The following is a 12,231-nucleotide window of genomic DNA, read 5'->3' on the forward strand; positions in this document are numbered from 1 at the left end:
ATGTGGTATTTTGCATGGATTCTAGGCATTTTGATGGCGTGCTTTGCAGGTGTACTCAGTGCACTGTATATCGAACACCATCAAAATTTAGATGAGGAATAATAAAATGGCTGAAGCAATGACAACACCGAAGAATAGTAAAGCGCAAGTATTTGCAATGACCGTTTCGTTTTTGTTGGCATTGCCCCTTGCTGCTATTTTACTGATACACCCATCCCTGATGTTGGATGCAAACGGACATTACAATCATAGCTTGCTCATGTTGGTAATGATTGGAATTTCTGGTGGCTTCGTGCATGGCGTTGGGTTTATACCCAGATTCTGGTTATGGAAATGGTTATTTAGTCCCTACATCGCCTGGCCTTTAATGCTGTTAGGGTATTTTATTTGGGTCGGCAACTAAATCCCTCCTCACCATAAAAAAGCTGCTGGTTGATCTGGCAGCTTTTTTATTTAGTGTAGTTTAGAATAAAGCCAAACTAAATTTGATCGATCTTGAAATAATTTAATCTACTTTACTCGATGGTTGAATCTCATCACCACTTTCACGCTGGTCAATTTGAGCTTGTACAGTTTGCTCGGTAACTATTGTATCGCTAACTTCTTCTTCAGTATTTTGTTCTAACTGATTCGGCTTATCAATCATTTGCTGATACTTAGATACGGCACTCTCTTTTAAATTCTGGACTTGCTCACTCTCGAGGATGCGCTTACTGGTATCTAACGCTTTATTAGCAAGTGTTTTGGAACCATCAAGCAAACTAGTTTTCGCAGAACCCAAAAGTGCTGTTAAATGCTCAGCACTATCGGTATGAAAATCTTTTAGAATGTGTTGTTCCGTATTTTCAACTGAAAAATCCAAATAGGGTGCTTCAGAAAATTTAAGTGCATTCGCAATAAAAACGGTGGGGATGGAACCACGTTTGGTATTATATTCTCGAACATAATGATTGAATGTTTCACGTTGATGTCCAATTTCATCCTCAACAGCCTTTATACTCTGCATTAGACTCTGGTATTGTTCATTTGCTTTAAGATCAGGATAACGCTGAACCAAACCTTGAATTCCCATCAAAGCTACTTGTGACTCACGCTGCCCAGAAACAATTTCATTTGCTTTAGTTACATCTTTAGAAATAGTCAGATGTAAAAGTTGCTCGCCATCTTGATAATTTTTAACTACATCAATTAATTGATTAATCAGATTCACTTTTTTTTGCAACGATACAGAAATATTAGACAGACTGGATTTAATAAACTCTGCTTTTGCTTGCAAAGTATTATACGCTTTGAGCAGCAGATACATCACAATCAAAAAAATGAAAAATATAATCCAAAACATATCACCCTCAAATCATTTTCTCATTATTTAGAAGCTTGGAATAGCTTACGTCAATTGAATCAATATTTTAAATATTTATAAGTATGTTAAATGAAGCCAGATCATAAAACCATCTGATACATTCGTACAGCATAGAGCCAGTTCCATTTCAAAAAAACTCAAACAACAAACTTAAACTATTGAATTAATATACTTTACTAACCGAATCTGGCATCAAAAAAAATTAAAACCAAGACTATTTAAAATCAAAATTCATGAAAAAAAGTCCTATAATGTAAAATAAAATCCAACTTAATATTTATATTTGATAATATTTTATATAACAGGTTTATCAAATCTGATAAGCGTTTTCATTTTAAATCTATAATTAAAAACATAGTACCAACTGCAATAGCAATATGGTCCAAGCTTGACTAAAAATGAGCCTGACCAAGATTCGAGTCTTTCTTATAAAATTTTACTTTAAAACCCGCCTCATAGCAGTATCTCAATACTGTATCAGACATCTTATAGCTAAAATTACGATAATTTTGACATAAGAAAATAAAATAAGACATGAGAGATAGTGCTATGGCAAAAGCAATCTCAGCAAAAGAAGTTAAGTCCGTGGGCAAGATACTTGCTTTCATCGTTTAATAGTTAAGATAACAGCATTAATCATTATCTCGATTGATTGATGCTATCATGTCATACCATTGCAATTACAAAGTCATCATAATGTAGTTATCTATAGCTACTACTCTGTATTTTTACCTATATTTCATACATTTTATCATTGGTGAGCAAAAGCCCTACCACAACTTTTATCGGCAATTACCACGATTTTATTTCTGATTCCCCTGACCTCAGCACTTGCTTATTTATTCCCAAGCCAAGAGCTTTGGTTTCCAACTAACATTTTTGTTCGAATCTACTTCACCGCTTTGGTGTTTATACGTTTTACTAACAGTACAAAGATCGAACATACTAGGCTTGTACTCACCACCAAACAATAAAAAAGCCGATGATGACATCGGCTTTTTTATCATATTATAAATTAGTTCGTTTGACCTGCGAGCCAAGCCATAAACTTTTGACGTTCAGCTTTAGACGCTTTTTGCCATAATTCAGCTAGCTGTTGATCAGTGGTTTTTCCTGCTTCTGTAGCAGTGCTAGTTACTGCTACAGGTACGGCAGCTTGTGCTGCATAAACAGGTGCTGGTTGATTTATAGTATTGTTTTTGTTCTTTTGTGTCAGGTCTAAGGTACGACTTAACAAATTATTCCCAGAGAACCACGGTTGTGCTTCATTGTTTGCACCTGTTTGTTGAACAACAAGCTTTTTATTTTGATCATATAAAGCAACCGTCGGTTGATCTGCATATTTTTTTGCAGCTTCAAAGCTTTTTGGCGCATTTACAAGCCCTAAACTATACGACTGGTTATCTTTTAAGTTGGAAGCTTGCAGGGTTACCACACCAGATTTAAGGATGTCATGTTCACCACTCAAGTGCTCAAAGTATTCACGATAGCGCACATTAACGGTTAAATCACCTGGATCAACCTGATAGGTACTCTTCTTTGAAGGAATCAAACCATTATTTACTTCTTGACCATTTACAGCAAGAATCACGATTTCTTCAGGTGCAGTGATTGTAACTGCTGAAAAAACTGAACTACTTAATAATAAACCGACAGCAGCAACACCAACTCTTAAAGACATTAGACTCTTCTCGATATAAACATTTTTATGAAATCGTATGCACTATGCAACGCGATTGTGACCATTTTATGACAATATTTTTAATTATAACAAAAACAATATTTTACAATTGATTGATGTAGAACTGGTGTTTTGGCAATTCTCTACAATGATAAAACCTTTATGTTATAAATCCTTTTATCGTCAATTTCTTTTGGTAATTTACTATGAAACACCACAGGCCACAACCGCTCGAATCTAAACCTTAAACGACTTTTCTTATGCTAATATCATAAAAAAGAAAATGCAGGTTTCTACACTCAAGCTACTTTTTTAAAAATAGTGCCCGCTCTGTTTCACGGCGCCGAACCAAACCTCTTAACATTTTACCTCCGCCACGGTTCCAGACAAGGAACTGATCGGCTGCTCCGTCATAGTCCTCTGCATTGAGCTTTTTAAGCAGTGTAGAGCGCTTAAATGCGCTTTGACCAATATTATATGTCAGTGATATCAAGGCATCGAATTGATTTTGATTAATTACAACGTTAACAGCTTGATTGACTATTGCCTCGAAGCGCCTCAAGTCTTGTTGAAAAAAGGACTTGGCCTGCTCCACTGTGCAACGATCTCCCCGTTTCACTCTAAGACCATTTGGGTAAATTGTCGTACCAAAACCAATTGTCCAGACGCCTACACCATCGTCATAAGCATTTAGTTTTAAATCTTCAAAGCTTGTAATCAGATTTATACCGACACTACTGGTCAATTTTTCCGAATCAGTAGCTACACCAATACTCTCAACAACATCATAAGCAGTTGCCACATCAAAAGATGGATTCGTTGTACTGGCCTTCTTCCGCGTTGATTGATTGCCCGTTAACGTTTTCAAGAAATCTAATATTGCTTTCATCTATCACTCCCGCTTCTCCCTTATATCACTTTTGCCCTTTAATGTGTTGGATGATACTCAAGGCTGTCTTAACTTCTTGTCGATGAATCAAGCATAGTCTGATTGGACGAATATCTATTTAATAACACGCCAACCAAACAGTTAATCTAAATTGTGTCATCATAAAAAACCCACCGAATGGGTGGGTATATTTTTCAAATATTCATCTGCAAAACAATATCCAATCTGCTCACTCCCCAATCGGGATTGATAGTCTAAGTTGATTGCTTCTCTGCTCTGAAGGAAACGAAGGTTGCTGCAGAATTTTTTGTTGATAGTCCTGTTCTGAAATTACACCTTTATTTCGTGCTTTTTGCATTAAGTTAAACTGCTGCTCCTGACCATACGCATTCAAAGCATCAAAATGTCGATGTTCCAAAAGGTATTGGGATTTGTCATGAGGACTCATATTCGAAGTATTGGCTTGAATTTCATGTTGTTTTTCTAAGTTGTAATGGCGTTGATTGATACGGTCTTGTTCTTGTTGTTTGAATGACTCAAAGAAATCAAAACGATCGCCACTCTTCTCATATTGAGGCTCTTCTTTTTTCAGAATTAAAAAAGATTGAGGCTTCTTAAACAAATCATCGGCACTATATGCAGAACCACAAACTAAGCTACTTATCAGGAGAATTAATATTTTTTTCACAATATACACTCAATACAAAACAAACAAAGACAAGTGTATATTTTATAATTTATGCACAAAAAATTCAAATTTAATGTTACAAAACAAAATCTTATGATAATTTCACTTAATCATAACCTATACTTTCCAGCGATGAAGACCGACTCTATTCTAGCACCTCATTTTATTCTGTTTATTCTTCTATAGCATGAAAGCAGACTATTTATTCTGGAGCTTATAAAGCTTCGGGGAATCATTTTATTGCAATAAAAAAAGAGCACTAAAAGTGCCCTTTCTTGATACTCGTTTAAACTTAGTTAAAAGTTTTAAAGCGAGCCGTATCATCCATATAGGTTTTTTCGCCTGCTGCTGCTTCGATAGAACCAAATACAAGCTGAGCACGTAATTTCCAGTTTGCAGGAATCTCAAAAGTTTCAGCAACTTCTTCATCGATAATTGGGTTGTAGTGCTGTAAAGATGCACCCACACCAATTTCAGATAAAGCCGTCCAAGTCGCGAACTGAGCAATCGCACTTGAGTGTTCAGACCAAACCGGGAAGTTATCTGCATACAATGCAAATTGCTCTTGCAGACCTTTTACAACATCTTGATCTTCATAAAATAATGCAGTACCAAAACCTGCTGCAAAACTATCAATTTTTGCACTTGTATTCGCAAACGCTTCTGCTGGTATCATTTTACGTAAAGTTTCACGTACGATTTCCCAAAATTTAACGTGTGAGTTCCCATACAAAGTTACAACACGTGAAGTTTGGGAATTAAATGATGATGGGCTATGTTTAACAGCCTCACGAATCGTTTCTTCAACCTTTTCTTGGTCAACCGTAAGGTTTTTACCAATGGCATAAATAGTACGGCGTGATTTGATGCTATTTAAAAAATTGCTCATGTTGTTATTCCTACCTTGTGCCCTTAGGGCGTTATCTTGGATTGAATGTAGTGTATAACGATGTATTTTTTAGGAACAGCCTAAAAAATATGACAGATCGTTTTATTTTTGAAACAGTCTTATTCTTTATTCAAAATAAAAAAAACTCCACATCTGGTGGAGTTTTTTTATCATAATTTAATTACTTATCAGTTTCAAATAATGCTGCAACAAATGATTTTGCCGAGAAAGGACGCAAATCATCAATCTTCTCACCCACACCAATATAACGAATTGGTACATGTGTACGGCTTGCAATATTAAATAGCACACCACCTTTTGCTGTACCATCAAGCTTGGTAATGGTAATACCCGTTAAACCTACGGCTTCATCAAAAAGTTGTACTTGGTTAATTGCGTTCTGCCCTGTACCCGCATCAACAATCAACATAATTTCGTGTGGTGCAGTCGCATCAATCTTTTGCATTACACGTTTTACTTTTTTCAGCTCTTCCATCAAATTCGCTTTATTCTGTAAACGCCCTGCTGTATCGGCAATCAAGACATCAATCCCTTTAGCACGTGCACTTTCAAATGCATCAAAAATAACTGAAGCACTATCGGCGCCATGGCCTTGAGCAACAACTGGGATATCATTACGCTCACCCCAAATTTGTAACTGCTCAGTAGCTGCTGCACGGAATGTATCACCCGCAGCCAACATCACTTTCTTACCTTCACCTTGTAAACGCTTCGCCAGTTTACCAATGGTTGTGGTTTTACCTACACCATTTACACCAACCATTAAAATTACATAAGGCGATTTATTCGGATCAATATGCAATGGCTTAACGCGTGGCGCAAGCAAGGCCACCAACTCTTCTTGCAGTGCTTTATACAAGGCATGTGAATAAATCAAATCACCACGCGCTGTTCGTTCAGTCAAATTCGCAATAATTGTTTTGGTTGCATCAACCCCAATATCTGCGACCAGTAACTGCTCTTCAACTTCTTCTAACAGTTCATCGTCAATCTCTTTACCACCGATCAAAATGTTGACCATGCCATCCGTAAAACTACGACGGGTTTTAGTCAGACCATCTTTCATACGACCAAAAAAGCCTGTTGATTTGACTTCTTCCTCAACAGCAGCGGTCGAAGTAGCTGGTGTTGGTGTTTCTACAACCTTTTGTACTTCAGGCTCAATAATGGGAACATCGACAGCAGGTAAACTCGGCAATGTGACATCATCATCACCGATGTCCTCATTGATCAAGAATTTATTTTGCATATTCGATTGCTGTTGCATGTCGATTCCTTGAGATTAAAGCGGCTTTTAAAAAGATGGTCAGTCTAGCATAAATTGATTTGGTTTTCCCGATCAGGACAACCCATTCATTTATTGATAGAAATGAGTCGTTTAAAACTCATTCATCTTCTTTTGCCATTGCTGGGTATTGCTTAATCCGTTTCGATTCAAATTGATATGCATTTAAAAGCTTTAAGTAGTCAAGGCGGCGGATGGAAGCATGGCTAAGAACCTCTTGAGCCAAATGCTGCGTTCTTGGATGACTTGCTTGATGTGCATACTGAAGAATTTTTTGATATTGCAATGTATTGATCGGGCGCAGTAAGGCGTTATACGCGAGTATAAAAATAGACAAAATAATAAGACTAACCAAAACATTATAGAATTGGTCTAATTTGAATCCTAATCTGGATTGCATCAGTTTATGCTTAGAAAGTATAGACAACATAACTTACCTCGAATTAGAGGTAGTGTATGTCTCTGATTCACTTAGAACAAGTACAACGTTCAATAAGTCACAATTCCACAACTTATTGAACGCACATAACTTTACTGCAATTAACTAATTAATGAGCGTACAAAGGAAAAATACAGAATAAAAGCAATGATGACCAGAGTAATAAAAATAGCAAACATACCCACACCACTTTCAGCATCGGCAGGATGCAAATCATCATCATCCGCAATATTTTTCAGTTCTCCATCATAAATCATATAGAACCTATCTTTTTGTTCTGGACTTAAATGGCTGGCAAAATCATAGACACGTTTACGCTGAGCCAAGCAATAATCACCCAAGTGAATTTCTTGATGAAAAATCGCTTCATCAAGTAATTTACGGTGATGATGCGCTAAAGCAATAATTTGGCTCTCCAATGGTGGAACATCCACAGTTACGCCATCAATGACATTTGACATGTTATTCTCCTTTTCTATTATTCTCACTTTGATTTTACTTAAAATTATTTGTGGTTAATGTTTAATCGTGTAAGCTTTTATTTACGCAAAGATACTTAATATATTTGACATTTCCAGCAATTTGTCATATTACTTTAATAATTCAAAGTTAAAGTAGCTTAAATTCAAAGTAGAGTATCTTTGAATAGAATGTGCGGTAATCATAATTAAAATAAGGAGTTATTATATGATTCAACAATTTACACATCATGAACTAGAACATGTTTATGCCAACGCGGTTAACACCATTCAATCGCAAAAAAACTTCCAAGATGCAGTAAAAGAGCTAGAGGAAGTTGCTAAAGCAGGCCACGGTAAAGCGGCGTTATTTTTAGCAGAATTGTATTACCAAGGCTTCCGAGTTGAAAGAGATTCCTTGAAGGCACAGTATTGGCAGAAGATGGCAACCTTGCAAGCATAATCAAACGTCACTTAGGTGGCGTTTTTTAATACCTGTATAAACCCTATTAACCTCATTCTTCCCTATTGTCTAACTTGCGCTTCGTCAAAGCTTGGTCGCTTTGTCTTGCTCAGGTGGCGTTTTTTAATACCTACATCCCTCCTATTAACACTATTCTCCCTATTGCTTGACTTGCACTGCATCAAAGCTCAGTCGCTTTGCCTTGCTCAGCTGGCGTTTTGAATACTTAAAAATTCATACAAGTATTATCCCAATAAATACTGCGTGCTTAGTTCGTCTTGGGCTGCATCAAATTTTTATTCAATCGCCCTGAGCATGGACTCACAATATTTGCTTACGATTTAGATCAATTGTTTAAACATAACTGCCATCTATATTTCTTATAATAAACCATAAGTTTAAGAATATTAGTTCAATAAAATGTACCGTTTTAACCATTTCCAACCTGTCTCACGTGAGTTGATGATTAAAATTTCAATTCTAAAAACAATGATGTATTGCGGCGTGCTTTGGGGTTTATACCATCAAGGATGGGCGATTAAATCTGATCAAGACGGTCACGTATTTCCATTTTGGCTCAACGGCGTACAAGCTCATCGCTATGCCAAAGCACATTGGAAGCATTACACACCACGCAAAATCACGCCTAAAGATTTTCATGAATCATTACTTCCGACCTTAACACGTTTACAGGTCGAGCCAGCCTTATTTAACTCTTCACATCGAAAATTTAAACTTTCAACCCAGCAAATGCAGCATTTCTTCTTTATGCCACAGCAAACTGCGGTGACGGTTTAGTTATTTATGTCATCTCAATGATGACTTTTTAGACATTCATGAGAAAAAGTTATCATTGGAAAGAAATTAGGGCTTTGCAATTAAAAAAAATACCGTTAAGTTAAATGAAAATGACAATACAACACAGGTGGATAAACAATGACAATCGTTGCTCAAGTCATCAAGAATAAAGCAGTACAATCAATTTTCACCATTTCACCGAATGCGACTGTACTTGAAGCAATTAAGATTATGGCAGACAAAGGAGTTGGTGCTTTAGTCGTTGCTGAAGACGAAAAAGTCGTCGGCATTTTCTCTGAACGTGACTATACACGTAAAATTGCCTTGATGGAGCGCTCTTCAAACAACACGCCTGTGGCTGACATTATGACGTCAAAAGTAATCTCGGTGAGTTTAAACCACACGGTAGAAGAATGCCTTAATCTCATGACTGATCGCCATTTGCGTCATTTACCTGTACTCGATCAAGAAAAACTTGTCGGTTTTATCTCCATTGGTGATTTGGTTAAAGCTGCGATGGATGACCAACGTATTCTGATTGAACAACTTCAGCAATATATCTCTGGTTAAACATTTATCTGAATATAAAAAAAGGGCAAATAGATTGCCCTTTTTTATTAGCAGTTATTTAGTTAAGCTTTGAGAAAATTTTGAATGGCAGGCACAAGGCGTTTTAGCAATTCATCTGCTTGTACTTGAGTCATATTCAATGGTGGTAATAAACGAACCACTGAACCTGCGGTGACATTGACAATCAATTGATACTCATCACGTGCAATCGCAACCAGTTCCGCACAGTCTTTTGGCAATTGAATCCCGATCATCATCCCAAAACCACGTACTTGCACATTGTAATCAGCCAATTGAGCTCTTAATTGATCAACAATATAAGCCCCAACGGTTGCTGCATTTTCAACTGCATTCTCTTTCTCAAGCGTATCCAGTACGGTATATACCACACGTGAACCTAAAACAGTTCCGCCATAGGTCGAACCATGACTACCCGCACCAAGCAAACCAACAGCTTTACCTTGAGTCATCACCGCACCAATTGGAAAACCATTGCCTAAGCCTTTGGCTGTCGTCATTACATCAGGAATAATATTGGTATGTTGATATGCATAGTATTTACCGGTACGCCCATTACCAGTCTGGATCTCATCCAGCATCATCAACCAGTTATGCTGGTTACATAGAGCACGCACTTCTTCCAGATAACTAAAACCTTGTGGCGCTGTATTGACGCCCCCTTCACCTTGAATGGGTTCAATCAGGATCGCAACAATCTCAGGATGATTGATGGCAGCTTCTTGAATTGCTTCGACATCACCAAATGGCACACGAATAAAGCCTTCAACCAAAGGGGCAAAACCTTCCTGAACTTTTTTATTGCCTGTTGCAGACAAAGTTGCCAAAGTACGGCCATGAAATGACTGCTCAGCAACTAAAATTTTAGGATTGGCAATGCCTTGTTGTGCCCCAAACTTACGTGCAATTTTAATTGCACCTTCATTTGATTCTGCACCACTATTTGAGAAGAAAATTTCTTCCATACCTGAAACTTCAGCCAATTTTTGCGCTGCTGCCGTTTGCCAAGGAATCTCAAAGAGATTGCTGGTATGCACCAATGTCGCAGCCTGCTCAGCAATCGCATCCGCGATTACCGGATGTGCATGTCCTAAGCCGCATACCGCAATTCCAGTAAGTGCATCTAAATATTCCGTTCCATCGGCCGTATATAAATATGCCCCTCGCCCTCGTACAAAGCTGATCGCTTGGCGACCATAAGTTGCCATAAGGTGTGATGGTTGATCAGGTTGTACAGGAGCCAGAGTGATATTAGTCATAACAAACTCAATCTATCAGTAGTCGTGTGGAAAAAAGTTATATAAGCAAAAACTTGCATAGATTGAAAGTGTAAAGTCACATTTATATAAGAAAAATCTTTTGCAATCCTCCGCCACGCTTTTTTTTAGGTATAATGCTGGGAGATTAGTAGAGGATCTATCTATGACGGAACAAGCGCGTGATACAGTAGCGTTAATTCGTGATCAAATTGCGAAACACCCTGTTTTACTTTACATGAAAGGCACTCCACAATTCCCGCAATGTGGTTTTTCTGCTCGTGCAGTAGAAGCACTTAGCCAAATTGGTCGTCCATTTGCCTATGTAAATATTTTGGAAAATCAAGATATTCGTGCAACTTTACCACAAATTGCCAACTGGCCTACTTTTCCACAATTATGGATTAATGGCGAGTTAATTGGTGGTAGCGACATCATGCTTGAAATGTTCCAAAATGGCGAGTTAAAGCCATTAGTTGAACAGTACAGTCCTGCTCCTGAAGCATAATCTGTAAAGTAAAAAGCCAATCAAATGATTGGCTTTTTTATTGGATTCATTTTACTGCTGACTAAAACCGACATAGCGGAACATCCCTTCTACGCCCAAATCTGCTTTATAAATCTGTAAATCTAGATAATTCACCTGAGTCACACTGGCAAAAATATTCATGTTCGGGTCTTCATGAATTTCATCGACAGATTGTGGTAAGACTTCTTCGAAGCGATCTGCAATAAACTCAAAGCCCAAGTCCATCGCCATAAACAAAGTATGCTCACACGGTTGAATATATTGCTCCTGATTCCAGTCTAAAACGGCATGTTGGCAATAAGGACATACGATGTTTTGGGTCGCATCGGCAATAGTGATGAGTTGATATGACATAATGATAAAACGTAAAAAATTTCAATCAGTTTAAAAGAATATCATGCACTAATCTATCTTCTATCGGAGGATTTAGCTGATGGCAACCCTAGAACAAGCCATTGCATTCGCAGCACAACAACATGCGGGGCAAGTCGATAAAGCCAATGCGCCTTATATTCTACATCCCTTAAGGGTGATGCTGAATGTTCCCGACCTTGAGCACAAAATTGTCGCTGTTTTGCATGATGTCTTGGAAGATACCAATACAAGCACTGGAGATTTATATGCTTTAGGATTTCAAACGCATATTGTTGAAGCTATTGTTGCCTTGACTAAGAAGCAAGGTGAATCTCGACTACAGGCTGTACAAAGAACAGAACAAAACCCGATTGCACGTGTTGTGAAATTAGCTGATATCACAGACAATATGGACTTGTCTCGAATTCCAGAGCCGACGCGCAAAGACTTTGAGCGTTTAAACGAATATAAACAAGTTCGAGATATCCTATTGGCCCAAAATGTTTAATAATCTCATTGATACTCATTTA

The 12,231-nt window shown here is 37.6% G+C and carries 17 protein-coding genes; 7 read left to right on the forward strand and 10 right to left on the reverse strand.

What is annotated here, in order from left to right:
- Both cydX and F895_RS08305 read left to right on the forward strand, forming a co-directional pair.
- The gene (cydX, locus tag F895_RS19515) at positions 1–102 is read left to right on the forward strand and encodes a cytochrome bd-I oxidase subunit CydX (RefSeq protein WP_000270276.1); all 102 of its coding nucleotides are present in this window, start codon (positions 1–3) and stop codon (positions 100–102) included.
- 4 nt (positions 103–106) lie between these two features.
- Complete coding sequence (locus F895_RS08305) at positions 107–403, forward strand: cyd operon YbgE family protein (RefSeq protein ID WP_005241811.1); 297 nt, start codon at positions 107–109, stop codon at positions 401–403.
- Between the two features lie 102 nt (positions 404–505).
- On the opposite strand, the gene F895_RS08300 is transcribed toward F895_RS08305, so the two are convergent.
- From F895_RS08300 to F895_RS08260, 8 genes are all read right to left on the reverse strand, one after another.
- Entirely contained in the window at positions 506–1,342 is an 837-nt protein-coding gene (locus tag F895_RS08300; RefSeq protein WP_005241814.1) for a LemA family protein, read from the reverse strand.
- 1,036 nt (positions 1,343–2,378) lie between these two features.
- Positions 2,379–3,044 carry a YccT family protein gene (locus F895_RS08290; RefSeq protein WP_005241818.1) on the reverse strand — a complete coding sequence of 222 codons (666 nt, stop codon included), beginning with the start codon at positions 3,042–3,044 and terminating at the stop codon, positions 2,379–2,381.
- Between the two features lie 304 nt (positions 3,045–3,348).
- Positions 3,349–3,933: a lysozyme gene (locus F895_RS08285; RefSeq protein ID WP_005241820.1), complete on the reverse strand. Its 585-nt coding sequence runs from the start codon at positions 3,931–3,933 to the stop codon at positions 3,349–3,351.
- A 229-nt stretch (positions 3,934–4,162) separates the two neighbouring features.
- Positions 4,163–4,621: a hypothetical protein gene (locus F895_RS08280; RefSeq protein WP_005241822.1), complete on the reverse strand. Its 459-nt coding sequence runs from the start codon at positions 4,619–4,621 to the stop codon at positions 4,163–4,165.
- A gap of 292 nt (positions 4,622–4,913) precedes the next feature.
- Positions 4,914–5,510 (reverse strand): nitroreductase family protein, encoded by a 597-nt coding sequence (locus F895_RS08275; protein ID WP_005241824.1) that lies wholly within the window; start codon positions 5,508–5,510, stop codon positions 4,914–4,916.
- Between the two features lie 181 nt (positions 5,511–5,691).
- A complete protein-coding gene (gene ftsY / locus F895_RS08270; protein ID WP_005241826.1) occupies positions 5,692–6,798 on the reverse strand; it encodes a signal recognition particle-docking protein FtsY in 1,107 nt (368 codons plus the stop codon).
- Positions 6,799–6,916: 118 nt separating this feature from the next.
- Positions 6,917–7,246, reverse strand: a complete 330-nt coding sequence (locus tag F895_RS08265) for a hypothetical protein (RefSeq protein WP_005241828.1) — start codon at positions 7,244–7,246, stop codon at positions 6,917–6,919.
- A gap of 110 nt (positions 7,247–7,356) precedes the next feature.
- The gene (locus F895_RS08260; protein ID WP_005241830.1) at positions 7,357–7,716 is read right to left on the reverse strand and encodes a hypothetical protein; all 360 of its coding nucleotides are present in this window, start codon (positions 7,714–7,716) and stop codon (positions 7,357–7,359) included.
- Positions 7,717–7,942: 226 nt separating this feature from the next.
- On the opposite strand from F895_RS08260, the gene F895_RS08255 reads away from it, so the two are divergent.
- From F895_RS08255 to F895_RS08245, 3 genes are all read left to right on the forward strand, one after another.
- On the forward strand, positions 7,943–8,176 hold the full coding sequence (locus F895_RS08255) for an SEL1-like repeat protein (RefSeq protein ID WP_004653777.1): 234 nt from the start codon (positions 7,943–7,945) through the stop codon (positions 8,174–8,176).
- A gap of 420 nt (positions 8,177–8,596) precedes the next feature.
- Complete coding sequence (locus F895_RS08250; RefSeq protein WP_005241831.1) at positions 8,597–8,974, forward strand: DUF2750 domain-containing protein; 378 nt, start codon at positions 8,597–8,599, stop codon at positions 8,972–8,974.
- A 138-nt stretch (positions 8,975–9,112) separates the two neighbouring features.
- Positions 9,113–9,544, forward strand: coding sequence for a CBS domain-containing protein (locus tag F895_RS08245; RefSeq protein WP_004772457.1), 432 nt, complete (start codon positions 9,113–9,115; stop codon positions 9,542–9,544).
- A 62-nt stretch (positions 9,545–9,606) separates the two neighbouring features.
- Here F895_RS08245 and F895_RS08240 read toward each other — a convergent pair whose 3' ends face one another.
- Positions 9,607–10,821, reverse strand: a complete 1,215-nt coding sequence (locus F895_RS08240) for an aspartate aminotransferase family protein (RefSeq protein ID WP_005241832.1) — start codon at positions 10,819–10,821, stop codon at positions 9,607–9,609.
- Between the two features lie 163 nt (positions 10,822–10,984).
- Between F895_RS08240 and grxD the strand changes: the two genes are divergently transcribed.
- Positions 10,985–11,326: a Grx4 family monothiol glutaredoxin gene (gene grxD / locus F895_RS08235; RefSeq protein ID WP_004639270.1), complete on the forward strand. Its 342-nt coding sequence runs from the start codon at positions 10,985–10,987 to the stop codon at positions 11,324–11,326.
- Positions 11,327–11,377: 51 nt separating this feature from the next.
- Here the strand turns inward: grxD and F895_RS08230 are convergent, their stop codons facing one another.
- Positions 11,378–11,701, reverse strand: coding sequence for a hypothetical protein (locus F895_RS08230; RefSeq protein ID WP_005241833.1), 324 nt, complete (start codon positions 11,699–11,701; stop codon positions 11,378–11,380).
- A gap of 79 nt (positions 11,702–11,780) precedes the next feature.
- On the opposite strand from F895_RS08230, the gene F895_RS08225 reads away from it, so the two are divergent.
- A complete protein-coding gene (locus F895_RS08225; RefSeq protein WP_005241838.1) occupies positions 11,781–12,209 on the forward strand; it encodes an HD domain-containing protein in 429 nt (142 codons plus the stop codon).
- Positions 12,210–12,231 lie beyond the last annotated feature (22 nt).

Source organism: Acinetobacter sp. CIP 64.2, from assembly GCF_000369645.1.
GTDB lineage: Bacteria > Pseudomonadota > Gammaproteobacteria > Pseudomonadales > Moraxellaceae > Acinetobacter.